The sequence below is a fragment of the Craterilacuibacter sp. RT1T genome, from assembly GCF_023502145.1.
In the GTDB taxonomy this organism is placed as follows: domain Bacteria; phylum Pseudomonadota; class Gammaproteobacteria; order Burkholderiales; family Chromobacteriaceae; genus Craterilacuibacter.
In genome coordinates, this window is the sequence record NZ_JAMFLI010000006.1 from 14,826 (window position 1) to 35,721 (window position 20,896).

The 20,896-nt window shown below is 57.2% G+C and carries 17 protein-coding genes and 1 tRNA gene; 11 read left to right on the forward strand and 7 right to left on the reverse strand.

Features of this window, described 5'->3' with window-relative positions; genetic code table 11:
• Positions 1-2: 2 nt before the first annotated feature.
• Both nrdR and M3P88_RS10345 read right to left on the reverse strand, forming a co-directional pair.
• Positions 3-461, reverse strand: a complete 459-nt coding sequence (gene nrdR / locus M3P88_RS10340; RefSeq protein WP_249615971.1) for a transcriptional regulator NrdR — start codon at positions 459-461, stop codon at positions 3-5.
• A 144-nt stretch (positions 462-605) separates the two neighbouring features.
• Entirely contained in the window at positions 606-1,991 is a 1,386-nt protein-coding gene (locus tag M3P88_RS10345; RefSeq protein WP_249615972.1) for a tryptophanase, read from the reverse strand.
• 596 nt (positions 1,992-2,587) lie between these two features.
• Between M3P88_RS10345 and M3P88_RS10350 the strand changes: the two genes are divergently transcribed.
• Together M3P88_RS10350 and dmeF are read left to right on the forward strand one after the other, a co-directional pair.
• Positions 2,588-2,854, forward strand: a complete 267-nt coding sequence (locus M3P88_RS10350; protein ID WP_283773174.1) for a metal/formaldehyde-sensitive transcriptional repressor — start codon at positions 2,588-2,590, stop codon at positions 2,852-2,854.
• Positions 2,855-2,861: 7 nt separating this feature from the next.
• On the forward strand, positions 2,862-3,881 hold the full coding sequence (gene dmeF / locus M3P88_RS10355; RefSeq protein WP_249615974.1) for a CDF family Co(II)/Ni(II) efflux transporter DmeF: 1,020 nt from the start codon (positions 2,862-2,864) through the stop codon (positions 3,879-3,881).
• Positions 3,882-4,238: 357 nt separating this feature from the next.
• On the opposite strand, the gene M3P88_RS10360 is transcribed toward dmeF, so the two are convergent.
• From M3P88_RS10360 to M3P88_RS10375, 4 genes are all read right to left on the reverse strand, one after another.
• Positions 4,239-4,328, reverse strand: a tRNA-Ser gene (locus tag M3P88_RS10360).
• 78 nt (positions 4,329-4,406) lie between these two features.
• A complete protein-coding gene (locus tag M3P88_RS10365; RefSeq protein WP_249615975.1) occupies positions 4,407-5,306 on the reverse strand; it encodes a DMT family transporter in 900 nt (299 codons plus the stop codon).
• A gap of 80 nt (positions 5,307-5,386) precedes the next feature.
• The gene (gene pepN / locus M3P88_RS10370) at positions 5,387-8,005 is read right to left on the reverse strand and encodes an aminopeptidase N (RefSeq protein WP_249615976.1); all 2,619 of its coding nucleotides are present in this window, start codon (positions 8,003-8,005) and stop codon (positions 5,387-5,389) included.
• A gap of 30 nt (positions 8,006-8,035) precedes the next feature.
• The gene (locus tag M3P88_RS10375) at positions 8,036-9,814 is read right to left on the reverse strand and encodes a M61 family metallopeptidase (protein WP_249615977.1); all 1,779 of its coding nucleotides are present in this window, start codon (positions 9,812-9,814) and stop codon (positions 8,036-8,038) included.
• A 387-nt stretch (positions 9,815-10,201) separates the two neighbouring features.
• Between M3P88_RS10375 and ccoN the strand changes: the two genes are divergently transcribed.
• The 8 genes from ccoN to M3P88_RS10415 all read left to right on the forward strand — a co-directional run bounded on the left by ccoN (position 10,202) and on the right by M3P88_RS10415 (position 17,568).
• The gene (gene ccoN / locus M3P88_RS10380) at positions 10,202-11,626 is read left to right on the forward strand and encodes a cytochrome-c oxidase, cbb3-type subunit I (protein WP_249615978.1); all 1,425 of its coding nucleotides are present in this window, start codon (positions 10,202-10,204) and stop codon (positions 11,624-11,626) included.
• Between the two features lie 17 nt (positions 11,627-11,643).
• Positions 11,644-12,258 (forward strand): cytochrome-c oxidase, cbb3-type subunit II, encoded by a 615-nt coding sequence (gene ccoO, locus M3P88_RS10385; RefSeq protein WP_249615979.1) that lies wholly within the window; start codon positions 11,644-11,646, stop codon positions 12,256-12,258.
• Positions 12,259-12,260: 2 nt separating this feature from the next.
• The gene (locus tag M3P88_RS10390) at positions 12,261-12,452 is read left to right on the forward strand and encodes a cbb3-type cytochrome oxidase subunit 3 (protein ID WP_124735627.1); all 192 of its coding nucleotides are present in this window, start codon (positions 12,261-12,263) and stop codon (positions 12,450-12,452) included.
• Positions 12,449-13,354, forward strand: a complete 906-nt coding sequence (gene ccoP, locus M3P88_RS10395; protein WP_249615980.1) for a cytochrome-c oxidase, cbb3-type subunit III — start codon at positions 12,449-12,451, stop codon at positions 13,352-13,354. The genes M3P88_RS10390 and ccoP overlap by 4 nt, the downstream gene beginning before the upstream one ends.
• Positions 13,355-13,503: 149 nt before the next feature.
• Complete coding sequence (gene ccoG, locus M3P88_RS10400; protein ID WP_249615981.1) at positions 13,504-14,943, forward strand: cytochrome c oxidase accessory protein CcoG; 1,440 nt, start codon at positions 13,504-13,506, stop codon at positions 14,941-14,943.
• A gap of 7 nt (positions 14,944-14,950) precedes the next feature.
• A complete protein-coding gene (locus M3P88_RS10405) occupies positions 14,951-15,475 on the forward strand; it encodes a FixH family protein (RefSeq protein WP_249615982.1) in 525 nt (174 codons plus the stop codon).
• The gene (locus M3P88_RS10410; protein ID WP_249615983.1) at positions 15,472-15,879 is read left to right on the forward strand and encodes a YbaY family lipoprotein; all 408 of its coding nucleotides are present in this window, start codon (positions 15,472-15,474) and stop codon (positions 15,877-15,879) included. Before M3P88_RS10405 ends, M3P88_RS10410 begins: the two co-directional genes overlap by 4 nt.
• A 315-nt stretch (positions 15,880-16,194) precedes the next feature.
• A complete protein-coding gene (locus M3P88_RS10415) occupies positions 16,195-17,568 on the forward strand; it encodes a peptide MFS transporter (protein ID WP_249615984.1) in 1,374 nt (457 codons plus the stop codon).
• An 85-nt stretch (positions 17,569-17,653) separates the two neighbouring features.
• Here the strand turns inward: M3P88_RS10415 and clpB are convergent, their stop codons facing one another.
• Positions 17,654-20,230, reverse strand: a complete 2,577-nt coding sequence (gene clpB / locus M3P88_RS10420) for an ATP-dependent chaperone ClpB (RefSeq protein ID WP_249616103.1) — start codon at positions 20,228-20,230, stop codon at positions 17,654-17,656.
• A gap of 133 nt (positions 20,231-20,363) precedes the next feature.
• Here clpB and M3P88_RS10425 point away from each other — a divergent pair, with 133 nt between their 5' ends.
• Positions 20,364-20,849 carry a hypothetical protein gene (locus tag M3P88_RS10425; RefSeq protein WP_249615985.1) on the forward strand — a complete coding sequence of 162 codons (486 nt, stop codon included), beginning with the start codon at positions 20,364-20,366 and terminating at the stop codon, positions 20,847-20,849.
• The last annotated feature ends 47 nt before the right edge of the window (positions 20,850-20,896 follow it).

Below are 20,896 nucleotides of genomic sequence, written 5' to 3' on the forward strand. Positions count from 1 at the left end.
ACTTAATCGGCCGACTTCTCGATTTCCTTGATGGCATCGGTAAACTCGGAGATATCCTGAAAGCTCTTGTAGACCGAGGCAAAACGCACATAAGCCACCTTGTCCAGCTTGGACAACTCGTTCATCACCATCTCGCCTATTGCACGCGAGTCAATCTCGCGCTCACCCAGTTGCAACAGCCGCTGGCAGATGCGGTCGATCGCGGCGTCCACCAGCGTGGTCGGCACCGGCCGTTTGTGCAGCGCGCGCAAAAAGCTGGTTCTCACCTTGGCCACATCAAATTCGGCACGATGGCCACCGCTTTTCACGACCTGCGGCATACGCACATCGGCGTTTTCAAAGGTAGTAAAGCGTTTTTCACACAAGAGACAACGGCGGCGGCGGCGGATGCTGGTGCCATCCTCGTTTACCCGCGAATCGATAACCTGGGTGTCGGCATGGCCGCAAAATGGACATTTCATGGTTCAACAACCCGCTTAATTGCAATACGCGAATCTTATCAGTTATATCGGCATGCCCCAATGCAGATCAGTCCGCATTGCATACAGCATGCAAAATGCCGCCCATGAAGGGCGGCAGCAGGACAGGCAAAAGCAAGTCGTCCGTTAATTCGGCCGTAAACGAGCGGTAAAGTGACGCAAGATGGGCGGTTCATATTCAAAATCCAGCCCGCGCACCGAATCTGCCCGCGCCAGCACATCGATCAGGCAATCGGCAATGTAATCCATATGGTCATTGGTGTAGACGCGGCGCGGAATGGTCAGTCGCATCAGCTCGAACGGCGACGCTTCCTGCTCGCCACTTTGCGGATTGCGCCCCAGAAGCAGCGAGCCGATCTCGACCGCACGGATGCCCCCTTCCAGATACAGCTCGCACGCCAGGGCATGCGCCGGAAACTGGCCAGCCGGAATATGCGGCAGCATCTTTTTTGCATCGACAAACACTGCATGCCCGCCGGTCGGCGTCTGGATAGGTACGCCCCCCGCAGCCAGCCGCGCCCCCAGATACGCCACCTGAGCGATACGGTAATCAAGATACGCCTGCTCCATACCCTCTTTCAGGCCGATGGCCATCGCCTCCATATCGCGCCCGGCGAGCCCCCCATAAGTGACAAAGCCCTCCATCGGCACACAGCGCACCTGCACCGCACGAAACAGATCGACATCATTTTTAAAGCAGCACAGCCCGCCGATATTCACCAGCGCGTCCTTTTTGGCCGACATGGTAAACATATCGCCGTAGCCGAACATCTCGCGCACGATGTCGGTCATGGCGACATCGCGATAAGCCGGATCGCGCGCGCGGATAAACCACGCATTCTCGGCAAAACGCGCGGCGTCTATCACCACCGGCACGCCGCGACTGCGGGCCAGGGCCGCGGCGTCACGGATATTGTCCATGGACATGGGCTGGCCGCCGGCGCTATTGCAGGTAATGGTAATGATCAGGCCGGCAGCATTATCGCCCGCCTCGTCCAGCACATGGGCCAGACGCGGCAAATCGAAGTTGCCCTTCCAGTCATACGGTGTCGTGGTGTCGAATGCGCGCGCATCCAGCACATTCAGCGCCCGCGCGCCGGCCATCTCCACATGCGCCTTGGTGGTGTCGAAGTGATAGTTGGAAACGAATAGCGGCGCAGCGCCACGGCAGCGCTTGACCAGCTCGGGAAACAGGATCTGCTCGGCACCACGCCCCTGATGGGTGGGAATGGTATGGGCGTAGCCGAACACCTCGGCGACCGTCGCCTGCAAATGCTTGAAGTTGCGGCTGCCGGCATAGGCTTCGTCGCCCATCATCAGGCCGGCCCACTGCCTGTCCGACATCGCGCCGGTGCCGGAGTCGGTCAACAAATCAATATAGACATCTTCCGCATCAAGCAGGAACGGATTCCAGCCTGCCTCGGCCAGTTTGGCACGGCGATAGTCGGGCGTGGTCTGGCGGATGGGCTCCACCATCTTGATACGGAAGGGTTCGGGAATGCGTCTGGCCATGCGTTTCTCCCTGCCGCACGGTTTGTGCGGTCAGTCTGTTTGTGTTTGGGTCAAGCGGGGCACGGCGCTCGCGCCGTCAAACGGGAGGAAACTCAGGCGCGCGGAAAATCATCGGCCAGCATCGGGTCTAGAGTGACCCAGCTAGGCGCGAGGTAAGCGGATGGCAAAGACAGGGAAGACGAAGCAACAGCGTTCATAACCCTTCCTTTTTGATTGGTATCTGCATGCGCAAAAAATAGCGGGCAAGCAAATATGACCAAGTAATCATGCCGGCAAACCGGCCGCTCTGTCAAAGAAAGCAAAGTACGGCAGGATGAATAGAGGGGGAAGTTGCAGGGAAAAGCAAAAATACCACTCGCCCCGCTTGCGCTGACTATGGCCACTCGCGCGCCGGGGGGGGTACGGGGCGGGCAAGCTATTGGATTGAGTGTGCAACAACGGATGGAAGGAGGGGGCAATGAAAAGTGCCCCCTCCTTACCTGAGCACTAGTTTTTGTAGCTTCTTGGGTTTTTTGTTAATGGCATTTTTGTAACGCTCAATATACTATACCCCCCTATCCTATTTTTAAGATAAGAGGTATGTGGTGAGTCACACCATGCGTGAGAAATCAAAGTTGTTAGCACGAGTTCGACGCATTCGTGGGCAGGTCGAAGCATTAGAGCGTGCCCTTGAGACGGATAAGAGCTGCACCGAAGTCTTGCACCAAATCGCCGCTGTGCGCGGGGCAATGACGGGCTTGATGATCGAAGTACTGGAAGGCCACATCCACACCCACATTGCCGACCCTGCGATCACCAGCGCAACAGAACGCCAACAAGGAGCCGATGAGCTCATCGGTGTCCTGCGTACTTACCTCAAGTGAGAACTCAATGCACACCGAACAGATGTCCAGATGGAAACACGATCATGTCTTTGACGGCGGTAACGCTGCAGCCGAACGTGGTACGCGGATGGTGATGTGGATTACGGCGACCACTATGTTGGTCGAAGTCAGTGCGGGCTGGTGGTTTAACTCGATGGCGCTGCTGGCGGATGGCTGGCATATGAGCTCACATGCGCTGGCCATCGGTTTATCTTCTATGGCGTACGCAGCTGCGCGGCGCTATGCGCACGACTCGCGCTTCGCTTTTGGCACATGGAAGATCGAGATTCTCGGTGGATTTGCCAGTGCGATCTTCTTGCTAGGCGTCGCGGCAATGATGGTGGTCGGCTCGGTCGAACGGATTTTTTCGCCTGAACCTATCCAATACCGTGAGGCCATTACGGTCGCGATACTCGGGCTGGCGGTGAATGTCCTTTGCGCGCTCATCTTGGGCCGTGCCCATCACCACGGTCACGGCCATGCGCACGGACACGGACACGGGCATGATCACCATGGTCACGACCATCACCACCACGACCTCAATCTAAAGTCGGCGTATATACACGTAATCGCCGATGCGGCAACTTCTGTACTCGCGATCGCCGCGCTGATCGGCGGCTGGCTGTATGGCTGGTCATGGCTGGATCCGCTGATGGGTATCGTAGGCGCGCTACTGGTTGCCATCTGGGCTAAAGGACTGATTCTCGAAACAGGCAAGGTGTTGCTTGACCGAGAGATGGATCATCCGGTGGTCAATGAAATCCGAGAGGAGATAGAAGTTAATACCGGGGCAGGTGTGTCGCGTGTCGTTGACCTGCATGTCTGGCGGGTCGGGCAGCAGTCCTATTGCTGTGCCTTGACCGTTGTCACGCCAGACCTAAGCTTGACTCCGTGCAAGGTGCGGGAGTGGATTTCCATACACGAGGAAGTCGTCCACTCAACGATCGAGATTCACTATGACCAGACAATGTTCAAACAGGAGCAACTAGGAGCTCAAGATGAGAAGCAACTCAAGCCTATCCAATAGACGATTCTTTGAGCGCTGAGCCAAATACACCCTCGTCAAGCAAGCTGCTGCCGCACGTAAAAAGCGCTGTCCTGATCCCATGCCCTGTCTGCCAGCATGGCACTAACACATGCTGGCATCAGCAAGACAGCCGGTATTACAGCAAGGATGATTGGGGATGGGTGGATTGAAACCGGTATAAGGCAGGGCAAATGGGCCTTGCCCTATCGAGTAGTCAATTGAAACGTATTTGTATTTTTTGCAAAGGCCGCCTGAATTTGGCGCGAAGCTGAAATAGGCGAAATAGCATACTGAATGCCATTTTAGAAACAGTAAAAACAAAAAAGCCCTGACAAGTCAGGGCTTTAAAGTAGGTACTGGCGGAGAGATAGGGATTCGAACCCTAGTGCGGCATACGCCGCCCACTGATTTCGAGTCAGGGCCGTTTAGCCTCTCCGGCATCTCTCCGCGATCAGTAGGGACGCATTATAAGCAAGCAGAATTGAAGGCGTCAACCATTTTTTCAAATTGGCTTTCAATTGTTTTTTATCGCACCTGACTCGACTTGCGCTCACGCCACAAGGTCACCCCGGCAAGCAAGCCCAAAGCCAGCGTCACCAAGCCCATGCCAAGCCCCTCGGCCAACGTCGGCACCTCACCCAGCGCCAGCCATGCCATCATGACTGCCACCGCAGGAACGGCCAGAATATTCAACCCGGCCATACCCGCTGACAAGCGCGTGAGCAGGCTCATCCATGCCAGCCAGCCCAACCCCCCCGCCAGCACGCCGGCAAACAAAGAGACCCATAGCAAGGGCCATGAAAACACCAGCGGCTGCGCCGGGAATAGCGGCAACAGGAGCAGCAAGGGCACGGCTCCCCACAGCATTTGCCAGAAGGTCAGCCCCAGCGTATCGACCTGATGCCGGGTTCTGAGTTTTTTGGCGATGATGGCCGCAACGGCCCAGACCAAGCCGCCACCAATGGCCAGCACATCGGATAGCCAGCCACCGGACAGATTCCACGGCTCGAGAATCGCCAGCAGGCCGACAAAAGCCAAGCCCACGGCCAGCCATTGCACTTTCAACAAACGCTCGCCCAGATAAACACGCGCAAGCAGCAGCGTCCAGAACGGCATGGTGTAGCACAACACCGACACCTTGCCCGCCCCGCCGGCAGCCAGCGCCAGATTAGTCAGCAGCACAAAGCCTGCGGTCTGGGTCAGCCCCAGCAAAAAAGTCGGCACAAAAGGCGGCGGACGCAGCGGGCGTTTACTTAACAGCAGAATGACACCCAGCGTCGCAATCGCCAGCACGGTACGCAAGAGGCCTAGTTGGGCGGCGCTGGCATACGCCAGCCCCAGCTTGGTGACAATCCAGTTACCGCCCCACACCAGCCACAAAAAGGCGAGAGTCAGCACACCGGACATCGAATAACGCTTGGACATGAATGAAATACACAATAAAAAGGACGGGCCATGCCCGTCCGGGGTTAAGCGGCCACCTAAGCTAAGGTGGCCGGCATCAATCAGACATCCAGATTCTTGGAGACGATTTCGTACACATCGCGCGACAATTCGGGCTGCGCCAGAATACGAGCAAGCTCGGTACGCATCAGCGCGCGCCGCTTGGGCTCGAGCTTTTGCATGCGGTTAAACACCTGAACCAGACGGCTGGCCACTTGCGGATTAAAAGCATCCACCGCCAGCACCTGATCAGCCATAAAGCGGTAAGCCGAACCATCGGCTGCATGAAATGCCGCCATATTACGCCCGAACGTACCCAGCAGGCTTCTGGCCTTATTCGGGTTCTTCAGCGAAAACGCAGGATGGGCCAAGGCCGCCTCGACCTGTTGCAGGGTGTCCGGCCGCTGCGCGCTGGCGATAAAGGCAAAATACTTGTCCATCACCAGGGCTTCCTGCCGCCACTGCCGGTCAAAAGCCTCCAGACACTCGCGTCGCGCCTCACTGTCATGATCACGCAAGGCGTTCAAGGCGCCGATCTGGTCCGACATATTGTCGGCCACCAGATACTGCGCCTTGGCGCTTTCCACCGGCCAGGCATCAGGCAGGCGGCACAACATGGCCAGTGCCAAATTTTTCAGCTGACGCTGGCCGGCGTCTTGCGGCCGGTAGCTACGTGTCTGGTTCAGCTTCAGCGTTTCATGCCACTCGCCGCGCAGCGACTTAGCCAGCTGCGTCAACACGCTCTCGCGCACCGCATGGATATGCGCAGGATCGGCCTCGTCCACCATCTCGAGAATATCCGCTTCGCTAGGCAAGCTCAGCATCAGCGCTTTAAATGCCGCATCCAGCGTCAGATCCGTCAGGATGGTCCGCATCGCCGCCACCAGGCTCTCAGGCAAGTGCAGTTCACGCCCGGCTAACGCATCGGCCAGCAGGCGCACGAACACCCGCTCGGACAGCTTTTGTCCGGCTTCCCAGCGGCAGAAGCTGTCGCTGTCGTTTGCCATCAAAAAAGCCAGTTCGTCGTCACGCCAGTTGTAGTCCAGCTTCACCGGCGCGGAAAAACCGCGCAACAGCGAAGGCACAGGCTCGCTGTCTATGCCGGTAAAACGGAAGCTCTGGCTTTGCGCCTTGATATCCAGCACCCGTGTGCCGGCCGTCGCAAGCGCCTCGCCCTCCAACTGCAAGGGCAGGTCCTGGCCATCGCGCCCTACCAGAGCCAGCGCCAGCGGAATATGCAAAGGCAAAGCATCCGCCTGCCCCGGCGTATGCTGCTTCACCGTCAGGCTGTATACCCGGTCGGCCGCATGATATTGACTGCTCACGCTCACCACCGGCGTACCGGCCTGGCTATACCACAGGGCAAACTGCTCCAGATCCACCCCGCTGGCGTCCGCCATGGCCGCGCGGAAGTCGTCACAGGTCACCGCCTGGCCATCATGGCGCTTGAAGTAAAGTGCCATGCCCTGCTGGAAACCCTCTTCACCCAATAGGGTGTGGTACATGCGTACCACTTCGGCGCCCTTCTCGTACACCGTCATGGTGTAGAAGTTGTTCATCTCGATATAAGACGCCGGGCGAATAGGGTGGGCAGTCGGGCCGGCATCTTCCGGAAACTGCAACGCGCGCAATGACTTCACATCCTCGATGCGTTTGACTGCGCGGCTCCCCAGATCGGCCGAGAATTCCTGATCGCGGAACACCGTCAGCCCTTCCTTGAGCGACAACTGGAACCAGTCGCGGCAGGTCACGCGGTTGCCGGTCCAGTTATGGAAATACTCGTGGCCGATCACCGCCTCGACACCCTCGAAGTCGGCATCGGTCGCAGTATCCTGACGCGCCAGCACATACTTGGTATTGAAGATGTTCAGGCCCTTGTTCTCCATCGCTCCCATATTGAAGTCGCCAACGGCCACGATCATATAGATGTCGAGATCGTACTCGAGCCCAAAGCGCTGCTCGTCCCACTGCATGGCGTGCTTAAGCGAAGCCATGGCGTAGTGTGATTTATCCAGATCGGCCGGTTCGGTCCACACTTCCAGCGCAACGGCACGGCCACTACGGGTAGTAAAGCTGTCTTTCAGTACCGACAGGCGACCGGCGACCAGAGCAAACAGATAGGCCGGCTTTTTATAAGGGTCAACCCACTTAACCCAGTGGCGCCTCTTGTCCAGCATGCCCTCGCCCACCTTATTGCCGTTAGACAAAAGCACGGGATAAGCCTGCTTGTCGGCGATGATGGTGGTGGTGAACTTGGCCATCACATCCGGCCGGTCAAGGTAGTAGGTAATCTTTCTAAAGCCCTCGGGCTCACACTGGGTAAACAGATTGCCGCCGGAAGCATACAAGCCCATCAGGCTGGTATTGGCAGCGGGTTCCAGTTCGGTTTCCACTTCAAGAATAAAACTGTCCGGCACATCAGTAATCGCCAACGTCTCGCCTTGCAGGCGATAGCGCGACGCATCCAGCCTGTCGCCATCCAGCATTAACGACACCAGCTTGGCAGAGCCGTCCAGCACCAGCGCCCCACCTTGCTCACCGCCCGCTTTGCGCCGCATCACCAGACGCGATTTAACACGCGTGGCCATTTCGCCCACATCAAAAGTCAGGTCGACCTTGTCGATCAAAAAATCCGGTACCCGATAATCGGCCAAATACTTGATATCTCTTTGTGTACTCACGCTTTGTCTCCCGCGCTGTTGACGCGCTTGTTATTCCAGCCAGCTGCCACCGTCGTTTTGCAACAGCAGGCGGCAAGTATCGGCAACCCCACCTTGCAGGGCAAGTTCGAATTCCATCAGTTCATCGCGTCGAAACGCATGGATAGAGACTTTGTCACCTGGGCGATAGCGCGATAGCGCCTTATCCAGATCACTCACCTTCAAGCCATCCAGTGCCAGCAGCACATCACCGGCCGACAGGCCGGCCGCTTGTGCCGCACCCCCATCCCAGACCTGCTGCAGGCGAACCCCCAAAGGATCGGACACGGATTTTACCCCGAGAACGGCACGCAAGGATGAGTCAGGCATGGTTTCCACCACCTCGCCACGATCGCTCGCCGACGCTGACGGCGTCAGCATCAGTGCAATCCCCGCGTCGGCCAACAACTCGGCCAGAGGCAATTCGGCAGTACTTCTGAGCGCCAGATCAAAGAACTGTTTCAGATCCAGGCCACTCACTTCGCTGGCCAGCGCTTCCCACTCCGTTTCGCCTACGCCCTGACCATCTTGCTGGTGGCGCCCCCATAAGGCGCGCATCACATCATCCAGCGAACAGCGCCCTGCCGTATCGCGCCGGATCAGCAAATCCAGCGCCAGTGCGACCAGCGCACCTTTGGCGTAATAACTGACGATGGCATTGGGGCTGTTTTCGTCTTGCCGGTAAAACTTGGTCCATGCATCAAAACTCGACGCTTCCAGTGTCTGCTTTAAGCGGCCACTGCCACGGGCAACAGCCGTTACGGTCTTGGCCAGCCCGCCCAAGTAACGCTTTTTATCAATCAGACCGCAACGCACCAGCGTCAGATCATCGTAATACGAGGTCACCCCTTCAAAAGCCCATAGCAGGCGGGTGTAATTTTCCCGGGTCAGATCATAAGGCGTAAAGGCGGCCGGCTTGATGCGCTTTACATTCCAGTTATGAAAGTACTCGTGACTGATCAAGCCCAGCAACTGCACATAACCGTCACTCAGGCTGTCATCACCCAGCAACGGCAAATCATCGCGCCCTGCCATCAGCGCAGTGCTATTGCGATGTTCCAGACCACCATACACATCGCTGCCAACAAATAGCATAAAAAGATAGTCGGCAAAGGGTGCCGGTGTGCCGAACAGGCGTATCTGATATTCACAGATCTGCTGCGTATCGCGCGCCAGCCGAGCAAGGTCGGCGTGATGGTGGCGGCCGGAGAGAATAAAACGGTGCGGCACGCCGCAGGCGGTAAAGCAAACCTCCTCGAAACATCCCATTTCGAACGGGTGGTCAATCAGCGCATCATAGTTGTCCGCCTGATAACAGCCGAAACCGGCCTGATCGACAGCCAGGGCAGGCAAAGCGCTCGCCAGCTTCCAGTTGCCGGACGCCGACTCGGGCGCGCTCACCTCCAGGTGGTGTGGCTGCGACTCCTGCCCCACCACGGCCAGACACAGACTGGACGCATTAAAAAAACCACGCTCATGGTCAAGGTAGGCACCACGCACCGACAGATCAAAAGCATACACCTGATAATTCAACACCAAGGGACCGGCACAAGGCTCGACCTGCCAGCTGTGCTTATCCAGCTTGGTCACGCTCAGTGCACGCTCACCGCTATGCGCACTGAGCGTGACGAGATGACGGGCAAAGTCGCGGATCATGTAACTGCCGGGTATCCATGCAGGCAAGCGCAGCAGCTGTCCGTTTGCCGCAGGCTTATCCACGTTCAGCGTCACAGCAAAAAGATGAGCGGCAGGCTGGGCGGCAACGATGCGGTAATAAATGGAAGACGTCATGGATTAAAAATTCCTGTGACAGGTAAGGAATAAGCCCAGCTGGCGGGCCACCGATGCAAAAGTTTGACCTGCATCAAAGAGTAGACAAAATATGACAATACAATTCAAATTGTTTTATTGCCGGGTGATTTTGGATTGTCTTGCAGATAAAGGCTGAAAACAGCTACTGCATTGCACAAACCAGTCTGGCCGGAAGCTTGCCAATTGGATAGAATGTCGAACTGTTACAAGGCATCCCTTTGTACTGTCTGGGGCAATATCACCCAGGCCAGTACACCGGCAAAAGCAGGGCATCGCACATAATGGCAACATTAAGCATAAACGTGAGACGCATAGCTTAATGGATGACATAAAAACGTTTTAGTTCGCAACTTTGGAGAATCGTTAATGGAAACGCAATCCACTTATAACTATAAGGTGGTGCGCCAGTTTGCCATCATGACCGTCGTGTGGGGTATCGTCGGCATGCTGGTAGGCGTAATCATTGCGGCCCAACTTGTCTGGCCAGACCTGAATATCGGACCCTGGTTACACTTTGGCCGCCTGCGCCCCCTGCACACCAATGCCGTGATTTTCGCCTTCGGCGGCTGCGGCCTGTTTGCCACCTCGTACTATGTCGTACAACGCACCTGTAACGTCCGCCTGATTTCGGACAAGCTGGCTGCCTTTACTTTCTGGGGCTGGCAAACCGTCATTGTTCTGGCTGCCATCACCCTGCCCCTGGGCATTACCCAGGGTAAGGAGTATGCAGAGCTGGAATGGCCTATCGACATTCTGATCACCGTGGTCTGGGTTGCCTACGCCATCGTGTTCTTTGGCACCATCGGCATCCGTAAGGTCAAGCACATCTATGTTGCCAACTGGTTCTACGGCGCATTCATCCTGGCCGTGGCGCTGCTGCACATCGTCAACAGCATGGCGATTCCGGTCAGCCTGACCAAGTCCTACTCGGTCTACGCCGGTGCCGTCGATGCCATGGTGCAGTGGTGGTATGGCCACAATGCCGTGGGCTTCTTCCTGACCGCAGCCTTCCTCGGCATGATGTACTACTTCGTGCCTAAGCAAGCCGGTCGTCCGGTGTACTCCTACCGTCTGTCGGTGGTGCACTTCTGGGCACTGATCTTCACCTATATGTGGGCGGGCCCGCACCACCTGCATTACACCGCCCTGCCTGACTGGACCCAGTCTATCGGTATGGTGTTCTCGCTGATTCTGCTGGCACCTAGCTGGGGCGGCATGATCAACGGTGTGATGACCCTGTCCGGCGCATGGCACAAGCTGCGCACCGACCCTATCCTCAAGTTCCTGGTGGTATCGCTGTCGTTCTACGGCATGTCGACTTTCGAAGGCCCGATGATGTCGATCAAGACCGTCAACGCGCTGAGCCACTACACCGACTGGACCGTCGGCCACGTGCACTCCGGCGCACTGGGCTGGGTAGGCTTTATCACGATCGGCTCCATGTACTACCTGATCCCGCGCCTGTTCGGCCGTGAGCAAATGCACAGCATCAAGCTGATCGAAGCACACTTCTGGATGGCTACCGTCGGCGTGGTGCTCTACATCGCCGCACTGTGGATCTCCGGCGTGATGCAAGGCCTGATGTGGCGTGCGCTGAACCCGGATGGCACCCTCACTTACGCCTTTGCTGAAGTGGTGAAAGTGACCTATCCGTACCACTTCGTACGTCTGCTGGGTGGCGCCCTGTATCTGGGTGGTATGTTCCTGATGGCTTACAACGTGTACCGCACTGCGGTTGCCGGCAAGCCGTTTGATGCCAAGATCCCTGCCGCTACCGCGCAGGCTCACTAAGGGCTGAAGGAAACAACATGGAAAAGATCCAGAAACTGATTGAAGAAAAGGTCGGCTACCTGATCGTACTGACCCTGATGGTCATCAGCGTGGCTGCATTGGTGGAGATTGTGCCGCTGATGTTCCTGAAGCAGACCACCGAGCCTGTGGCCGGCGTCAAGCCTTACACCGCACTGCAACTGGCCGGTCGCGACATCTACATCCGCGAAGGCTGCTACAACTGCCACTCGCAGATGATCCGTCCGTTCCGTGCCGAAACCGAACGCTATGGCCACTACTCGGTTGCCGGTGAATCGGTCTACGACCATCCGTTCCAGTGGGGCTCCAAGCGTACCGGTCCGGACCTCGCGCGCGTGGGCGGCCGTTACTCCGACGAATGGCACCGTGTGCACATGATGAATCCGCGCGATGTGGTGCCGGAGTCGAACATGCCGTCCTTCCCGTGGCTGGCGAAAAACCTGGCTGATGCGGCCATCGTGCCGGGCAAGATGGAAGCACTGCGCAAGGTTGGCGTACCGTACACCGACGCCGAAATTGCTGCGGCAACCGCAGAAGTCGAGGGCAAGTCCGAAATGGATGCGCTGATTGCTTACCTGCAAGGCTTGGGTCTTGCGCTGAAGAACACCCGCTAATCATGGAATGGGTCAATTTTTCTCGCAGCCTGTATACGCTGGCCTGCTTCACGATTTTTCTCGTGATTCTGATCGGTGCCTACAGCAAAAAGTCCAAACAGCGCTATGAAGAGGCAGGCATGCTGCCCTTCATGGATGACGAGCATATGCCGGATAGCCCATCCGGCCAGGCTTCCAAGGGAGTCAAGCAATGAGTAATTTCTGGAGTACCTATATCACGGTCATCGTGGTAGCCGGCATTATCTGGGTGACTTTCGTTCTGTTCACGCAATCGCGACAGAAAGTCAACAAGGCAGGCGAAGCGGAAGACACCACCGGCCACCGCTGGGATGATGATCTGGAAGAGTACAACAACCCGCTGCCACGCTGGTGGATGTGGATGTTCTACCTGACCATCGCCTTCGGTATCGGCTACCTGACCCTCTATCCGGGTCTGGGTAACTGGAAAGGTCTGCGTAACTGGACTTCGGTCGGCCAGTACAAGGAAGAAGTGGCGCAGGCGCAAGCCAAGTACGAGCCGCTGTATGCCAAGTATCGCAGCATGGATGTCAAGGCAGTTGCCGCTGACCCGCAGGCACAGGAAATGGGCAAGCGCCTGTTCCAGACCTACTGCGTACAGTGCCATGGTTCGGATGCGCGCGGCGCCAAGGGCTTCCCTAACCTGACCGATAACGACTGGCTGTGGGGCGGCAGCACCGAAGCGATTCATACCACGCTGGTCGCCGGCCGTCATGGCCAGATGCCGCCATGGGGCGCTGCTTTCGGTGAGGAAAAGGTCAAGGACACCGCCAACTACGTGCTGTCATTGTCGGGCAAAAAGCATGATGCCGAGCGCGCCACACGCGGCAAGGAAGCCTTCAATACTGTTTGTATCGCCTGCCACGGCGCTGACGGCAAAGGCAACCAGGCTTTGGGCGCACCTAACCTGACCGATAATGTCTGGCTGTATGGCGGTACTGAAAAGACCATCATCGAGACCATCACCAACGGTCGCCAAAACCAGATGCCGGCATGGAAAGACTTCCTCGGTGACGACAAGGTGCATGTACTGACCGCCTATGTCTGGGGTCTGTCCAACAACACCAAGGCGCAATAACGGCCTTCAGACAACTGCCCGCTTCGGCGGGCAGTTATTTTTAGCCCATCAATATATATTGCAATATAATAACTAGGCGTTCATCAAGTGGATTGCGCAAAGCCTGTCTGTCAGGCTGGCTTTGCGAAACCCTCTTACAGGAAGCTGAAATGTCCGACTCACTGCGCAAGATCCCGATCAAGGTCGAGCAAGGGACGCCCTCCCCCAAAGAACCGGAAACCCGCTCGCTATACGAAGCCCAGAAGAAGCTCTACCCCAAGAGCGTCAAGGGGGTCTTTGCCAATTGGCGCATCCTGTTCATTCTCGGCACCCAACTGGTTTTCTTCGGCCTGCCTTGGCTGCAGTGGAACGGCCGTCAGGCCGTACTGTGGGACATGGTCAACCGCAAGTTCTATCTGTTCGGCCTGACCATCTGGCCACAAGACTTCGTCTATCTCGCCGCCTTGCTGATGAGCGCGGCATTCGGCCTGTTCGTATGGACCACCATTGCCGGACGCCTGTGGTGCGGCTATGCCTGCCCGCAAACGGTATACACCGAAATCATGCTGTGGATCGAGCACTGGACCGAAGGCGACCGCAATCAGCGCATGAAGCTGGATAAGGAAGCAATGAGCGCACGCAAGTTCCGCATCAAGCTGACCAAGCACAGCGTGATGATTGCGTTTTCCTTGCTGACCGGCTTTACCCTGGTGGGCTGGTTTACTCCCGTTCGCGATCTGGTCGCAGCCCTGCCCACTTTCGACTTCGGCCCATGGGAAACCTTCTGGATCTTCTTCTACGCCGGCTTTACCTACCTGTTCGCCGCCAAAATGCGCGAACAGGTATGCAAATACATGTGCCCGTATGCCCGCTTCCAGAGCGTGATGTTTGACGAGGATACGCTGGTCATTTCCTATGACGAAAAGCGCGGCGAAACACGTGGCGCACGCAAGAAGGGAACTGATGCCAAAGCTGCAGGTCTGGGAGACTGTATCGATTGCAAGCAGTGCATCCATGTGTGCCCGGTCGGCATCGACATTCGTGACGGCCTGCAATACGAGTGCATCGGTTGCGCCGCCTGCATCGATATCTGCGACGAGGTGATGGACAAGATGGGCAGTCCGCGCGGCCTGATCCGTTACACCACTGAAGCCGCACTGGAAGGCAAGTACCCAGAATCGGCATTCTGGAGCCGGCTCAAGCGCCCGCGTGTGGTGATGTATGCGCTGGTGCTGGCCATCGTATTGGGCTCGGCGCTGACATCACTGGCGCTGCGCCAGCCATTGAAAGCCGATATCATCCGTGACCGGGCGTCGCTGGTGCGTGAAACCGACGACGGCTTGCTGGAAAACAGCTACAGCATTCGCCTGATCAATGTCAGCGATGCCCCCCTCAAGCTGGAGCTCGGCGTCAAGGGGCTGGAAGGCATCAAACTGGTCAGTGACCAGCAAAAGCTGACCTTAGCCCCCATGGCCAACGAACTGGTGGCGGTACGGGTACAAGTCGAACCGGAATACGCACCTCGAGGCAGTCACAAGATTCAGTTCGAGATCAAGGCGCAGGACGACTCGTTCGAAATCGAAGAAAAATCCAGTTTCATCGGGGAGTAAAGCAAGCATGCAGAAAACCACCGGGGCCATGCGCCCCTGGTACAAGGAGCCTTGGGCGCTGGGGCTATTCTCCGGACCGGCCATCGTGGTCGTTGCCGGCGTTATCACCCTGTGGTTAGCCGTCGTGTCGGATGACGGCATGGTCAGCGATGACTATTACAAGCAGGGCAAGGAAATCAATATGGAACTGCGCCGCGATGAGGCGGCGGCAAAGCTGGCACTCAGCGCCCAGGTGCTGATCAGTCCGGACATGCGGGCGGTGCGCATCCACACGACCAGTCAGGCGACACTGCCCGATACGCTGCAACTGCGCCTGTTCCACCCTGCCCGCGAAGAGCAGGACCAACTCGTCATGCTCAAGGCCACCGCCCCCGGCCAATATCAGGGCACGCTTAAGCCGGCCAATGCCAACCACTGGTATTTGCGCCTGGAAGACACTGCTAACCAGTGGCGGATACAAGGCGAATGGCGCCCGCTGGAAAGCTACTCCGTGCTGCTGGGTACACCCAAGCTGGAAGCGGTGGAGCCATGATGCGCGGCAAGATCTGGCTTTTGGCGCTACTCATGCCGCTCTTGGCTGCCTGTGCCACGCCCTCCAGCTATCAGGCCGCACAACTGGAAGGCACGGTCGCCTATAAAATCCGTCTGGCCTTGCCGCCAGCCAAAACCCGGGCCGAGATACGTTTACTGGATATCTCGCGTGAAGGTGCGCCTTCGGTGGTATTGGCCGAGCAAATCCTCGAGCAGCCCGAGGGCTTTCCACTGCCGTTCTCTCTGCGCTACGACAAACCTGCCCTGCGCCCGGATGGCCGTTATGTACTGGAAGCACGCGTCTATCTGGACGGCCAGTTGCTGATGAGCAGCAAGCAGCAAGTCGAGGCTTTACCACAAAATGGTCAGCCACCTGTCATCTGGGTAGACCCGGTCGGCAACTGAATCTGTTGCACCATTCACATCAAACGGGGCTTATGCCCCGTTTTCTTCTGCCTTCTAGAGCCGTACAGCACAAACTATCGCACAGCAAAAAATAATATATAAAACAATCTGTTAAAAACCATACCCACCCAAGACTCCCTTATAACCGAGTCAAGCACGCAACATTCAAAACAAATAAATTTTCGTATTTAATTATTTAATGTTGAACTAACAAGTTGAATCATGGTATTTCTGAAAATAGAAGTCAGCGCTATAACACCACACATCAAGCTGGCACATAAAGACACTCAGGGTTAGAGAAAAGGATAAAACAACATGCTTCGCCAGCACCCCAAGGGGCTCTATCTTTTGTTCGCCACAGAAATGTGGGAACGCTTCAGTTACTACGGCATGCGTGCCCTCTTCGTCCTGTTCATGGTTAACGCCCTGATGTACGACAAGGTGCAAGCGTCCGAAATTTACGGTTCGTTTACCGGCTTGGTCTACTTCGCCCCCCTATTGGGTGGTTACATCTCCGACCGCTTCTGGGGCAACCGTCGCTCTATCGTGGTGGGTGCGCTGTTGATGGCCGCCGGCCAGTTCGCCATGTTCACCTCCGGCCTGTTCCACACCAATGCGGCTCTCGCAACGCCATGGCTGTATGGCGGCCTGGGTCTGCTGATTGCCGGTAATGGCCTGTTCAAGCCCAATATCTCGTCCATGGTCGGCCAGCTCTATCCGGTTGGCGACAAGCGCATCGACTCGGCCTTTACCATTTTCTATATGGGCATTAATGCAGGCGCCCTGCTGGCTCCGCTGGTATGCGGCACGCTGGGCGACACCGGCAATCCGGATGATTTCAAATGGGGCTTTCTGGCCGCCGGCACCGGCATGCTGATTTCACTGTGCCTGTTCCTGTTCTTCAAGGACAAACATCTGGTCACCCCCGAAGGCAAAGCCATCGGCATGGCACCGGTGTCCAAACTGGATGCCTCGGGCAAGGCCATCAAGCATGAGCCGCTGACTCACATCGAGAAGCAGCGTCTGGCGGTGATCATGATTCTGGCGGCTTTTGTGATCTTTTTCTGGTCGGCATTCGAGCAGGCCGGCGCATCGCTGACGTTCTTTGCCGCCGAGCAGACCAACCGCAATGTGCTGGGCTTTACCATTCCGGCCTCTTACTTCCAGTCGATCAACCCGATTTCCATCGTATTGTTCGCGCCGGTATTTGCCTGGCTGTGGACCAAACTGGGCAATCATGGCGTAGAGCCCAACTCGCCGATGAAGATGGCCATCGGTCTGCTGTTCCTAGCGCTGGGTTATCTGGTTATCGCCTTTGGTGTCAGCGGTGTCACACCGGACACCAAGGTCAGCATGATGTGGCTGGTCAGCCTCTATATGCTGCATACCTTTGGTGAGCTGTGCCTGTCGCCTATCGGCCTGTCGCTGGTGGTCAAGCTCTCGCCTGCCCGCCTGACTTCGCTGATGATGGGTATCTGGTTTGTGTCCAACGCGGCCGCCAACAAGTTTGCCGGCATGCTGTCCGAGCTGTATCCGGAACCGGGCAAGCCGGTACCGCAGTTGCTGGGCTATGCAGTCAACAACCTGCATGACTTCTTTATGTTGTTCGTGTTCATGGCCGGCACCGCCGCGCTGATTCTGTTCGCGCTGTCCAGCACGCTGAAAAAGATGATGCATGGCCTGAGTTAAGTCCGGCAGCGGCCTTGCCGTACCGACTAAAAAAGGGGGAGGCGCAAGCCTCCCCCTTTTCATGCTCCCGATTTAGCCGTGCCGCTCAGGCAAACACCAGCACCCCGTCCTTGGCGTCGATATGCACCACCGACTTGGGCAGATAGCGCCCCGCCAGAATGGCCTTGGAGAGTGGGTTTTCCACCTCGCTCTGGATTGCACGCTTAAGCGGACGCGCACCATAAACCGGATCGAAACCGGCTTCGGCCAGCAGGCTCAGGGCACCATCCGACACCTCCAGCCCTAGCTCCAGCTTGGCCAGGCGCGCCTCCAGACTCTTAAGCTGGATACGGGCGATGGACTTGATATTTGTCTCGTCCAACGCATGGAACACCACCACCTCGTCGATACGGTTGATGAATTCGGGACGGAAATGCCCTTTGACCTCGGCCATCACCGCCAGCTTGATCACCTGATAGTCATCGGTCGCCATCGCCTGAATCTGCTCGCTGCCGATATTCGAAGTCATCACCACCACCGTGTTCTTGAAGTCCACGGTACGTCCCTGACCATCGGTCAGACGGCCATCATCCAATACCTGCAGCAGAATATTGAACACATCCGGATGCGCCTTCTCCACCTCGTCCAGCAGAATCACGCTATAAGGCTTGCGGCGAACCTGTTCGGTCAGATAGCCACCCTCCTCGTAGCCGACATAACCCGGAGGTGCACCGATCAGGCGGGCAACCGAATGCTTCTCCATATACTCGGACATATCGACGCGGATCAAATGATCTTCACTGTCGAACAAAAAGCCGGCCAGCGTCTTGCATAGCTCGGTCTTGCCGACCCCGGTCGGCCCGAGAAACAGGAAGGAACCATAGGGTTTGTTCGGATCGGACAGGCCGGAGCGCGAGCGGCGGATGGCATCGGCGACGGCCGTCGCGGCTTCATCCTGCCCCACCACACGCTGGTGCAGCACATCTTCCATATGCAGCAGCTTGTCGCGCTCACCCGTTAACATCTTGGAGACGGGGATGCCGGTCATGCGGCTGATCACTTCGGCAATTTCATCGGTTCCCACTTCGGTACGCAGCAGACGGTGGGCTTCGACGGCCTTGTCGCTCGTTTCTTCCGCGACTTTAAGCTGCGCCTCCAGCTGAGGCAGACGTCCGTATTGCAGCTCGGCCAGCTTCTGCCAGTCCCCCTTGCGCTTTAGCTCTTCCATCTCGTTTTTGAGCTTGTCGATTTCTTCCTTGATGCTCTGGCTACCCTGCTGCGAGGCTTTCTCTGCCTTCCATATCTCCTCAAGGTCGGAGTATTCCTTAGAGAGGCGCGCAATTTCCTCTTCGATCAGCGCCAGACGGCGTTGCGAAGCTTCATCGTTCTCGCGCTTGACCGCCTCGCGCTCGATCTTGAGCTGGATCAGGCGGCGATCCATCTTGTCCATTTCTTCCGGCTTGGAGTCCAGCTCCATCTTGATCCGGCTGGCCGCCTCGTCAATCAGATCGATGGCCTTGTCCGGCAAGAAGCGGTCGGTGAGATAGCGATGCGACAACTCGGCAGCCGCCACAATGGCCGGATCGGTAATATCGACCCCATGATGGATTTCGTATTTTTCCTTCAGGCCGCGCAAGATGGCGATGGTGTCTTCCACGCTAGGCTCGTCCACCAGCACCTTCTGGAAGCGGCGCTCCAGTGCGGCATCTTTCTCGATGTATTTGCGGTATTCGTCCAGCGTAGTCGCGCCCATGCAGTGCAGCTCGCCACGCGCCAGCGCCGGCTTGAGCATATTGCCGGCATCCATCGCGCCCTCGGCCTTACCCGCGCCGACCAGCGTGTGGATCTCGTCGATAAAGACAATGGTGTTGCCTTCATCTTTGGCCAGATCGGTCAGCACGGCCTTTAGCCGCTCTTCAAACTCGCCACGGAACTTGGCACCGGCGAGCAGACTGGCCAGATCCAGCACCAAAAGCTTCTTGCCGCGCAGGCTGTCCGGCACCTCGCCATTGACGATACGCTGCGCCAGGCCCTCCACAATGGCGGTCTTGCCCACTCCCGGCTCACCGATCAGCACCGGATTATTCTTGGTCCGACGCAGCAAGACCTGAATCGCACGCCGGATTTCATCATCACGGCCGATAACCGGATCCAGCTTGCCGGCGCGTGCGCGTTCGGTCAGATCCAGCGTATATTTCTTCAGCGCCTCGCGCTGCCCTTCTGCCTCCTGGCTTGCCACATTTTCGCCACCGCGCAGCGCCGAAATCGCCGCATTCACCGCCGCCGGCGTGGCACCGTACTGCTTGAGCAGCTTGCCGGTTTCACCTTTGTCTTCCAGCAGCGCCAGCAAAAACATCTCGCTGGCGATATATTCGTCACCACGCTGCATCGCGGCCTTGTCAGTCAGGTTGAGCAGCTTGTTCAGGTCGCGCGATACGGTAATCTCGCCATCACTACCTTGCACCTTGGGCAGCCGCTCCAGCGCCTGCTGCAAGCCTGTTTTCAGGCCCATTGCATTCACGCCGGCACGCGACAACAAGCCGGACATGCCGCCATCACTATCCTCCAGCATGGCCAGCAACAGGTGTTGCGGCTCGATATACGCATTGTCGCCCGCCAGCGCCAGACTTTGCGCATCGGCCAGCGATTGCTGGAACTTGGTCGTCAGTTTGTCAAATCGCATCATGCTCTCCTGGGTGGATCTTATTGACTGGTACGTGGGGAATAAGCCGTTAAATTTCAAGCGGATAATTCGCACCGGCATCACCTATGCTGACAGACATGTCGTGCAACACACATTCCACAAGGCAAACCCGATGAAAACCACACGCCTGAATTTCATCCTGCCACTATGGCTGCTTTCTGCGCCGCTTGCCGCCGCACCGGCACTACTGATTTTTGGCGCCTCCCACCACGGCAGTTGCGACAAGCAACGCTATCAGTGCGACCTGCACGACTTCAACCCCGGACTGGGCTTGGAATGGGGGTTTGAGCAGATGCTCTCAGGCGGACAACTATTAGCCCGTGCCGGCGCTTATCGGGATTCATACGCCAAAACAGCTGCCTTTGCCGCCGCAGGCTGGCGCCGGGTATGGCCGCTTGGCGGAGACTGGGAGGCCGGCGTGGTTTTGTTGGGCGGCTATTTGCACGGCTCCGGCATCGATGGCCTGATTGCCCTACCCCTGCTCACGGCAGGCACACCGAAGCTTGCGCTCGAGGTTGGCTATATTCCCAAAGTCAAAGCAGGCGGCTACCAAGGTCAGGTCAGTGCCACCACCTTCAATCTGCGCTATGCCTTTTAGCTCGAACATAGAGCCCCTTCACGCCTACACCACAAAGCAAAGCCCCG

Bases quoted from the DNA above. Each gene is read 5' to 3' on its own strand.
- M3P88_RS10405 (WP_249615982.1), top strand. From the start codon at position 14,951: ATGCAGAAAACCACCGGGGCCATGCGCCCCTGGTACAAGGAGCCTTGG.
- ccoP (WP_249615980.1), top strand. From the start codon at position 12,449: ATGAGTAATTTCTGGAGTACCTATATCACGGTCATCGTGGTAGCCGGC.
- M3P88_RS10425 (WP_249615985.1), top strand. From the start codon at position 20,364: ATGAAAACCACACGCCTGAATTTCATCCTGCCACTATGGCTGCTTTCT.
- M3P88_RS10350 (WP_283773174.1), top strand. From the start codon at position 2,588: ATGCGTGAGAAATCAAAGTTGTTAGCACGAGTTCGACGCATTCGTGGG.
- M3P88_RS10390 (WP_124735627.1), top strand. From the start codon at position 12,261: ATGGAATGGGTCAATTTTTCTCGCAGCCTGTATACGCTGGCCTGCTTC.
- ccoG (WP_249615981.1), top strand. From the start codon at position 13,504: ATGTCCGACTCACTGCGCAAGATCCCGATCAAGGTCGAGCAAGGGACG.
- M3P88_RS10365 (WP_249615975.1), bottom strand. From the start codon at position 5,306: ATGTCCAAGCGTTATTCGATGTCCGGTGTGCTGACTCTCGCCTTTTTG.
- M3P88_RS10410 (WP_249615983.1), top strand. From the start codon at position 15,472: ATGATGCGCGGCAAGATCTGGCTTTTGGCGCTACTCATGCCGCTCTTG.
- M3P88_RS10375 (WP_249615977.1), bottom strand. From the start codon at position 9,814: ATGACGTCTTCCATTTATTACCGCATCGTTGCCGCCCAGCCTGCCGCT.
- ccoO (WP_249615979.1), top strand. From the start codon at position 11,644: ATGGAAAAGATCCAGAAACTGATTGAAGAAAAGGTCGGCTACCTGATC.
- dmeF (WP_249615974.1), top strand. From the start codon at position 2,862: ATGCACACCGAACAGATGTCCAGATGGAAACACGATCATGTCTTTGAC.
- M3P88_RS10345 (WP_249615972.1), bottom strand. From the start codon at position 1,991: ATGGCCAGACGCATTCCCGAACCCTTCCGTATCAAGATGGTGGAGCCC.
- clpB (WP_249616103.1), bottom strand. From the start codon at position 20,230: ATGCGATTTGACAAACTGACGACCAAGTTCCAGCAATCGCTGGCCGAT.
- M3P88_RS10415 (WP_249615984.1), top strand. From the start codon at position 16,195: ATGCTTCGCCAGCACCCCAAGGGGCTCTATCTTTTGTTCGCCACAGAA.
- ccoN (WP_249615978.1), top strand. From the start codon at position 10,202: ATGGAAACGCAATCCACTTATAACTATAAGGTGGTGCGCCAGTTTGCC.
- nrdR (WP_249615971.1), bottom strand. From the start codon at position 461: ATGAAATGTCCATTTTGCGGCCATGCCGACACCCAGGTTATCGATTCG.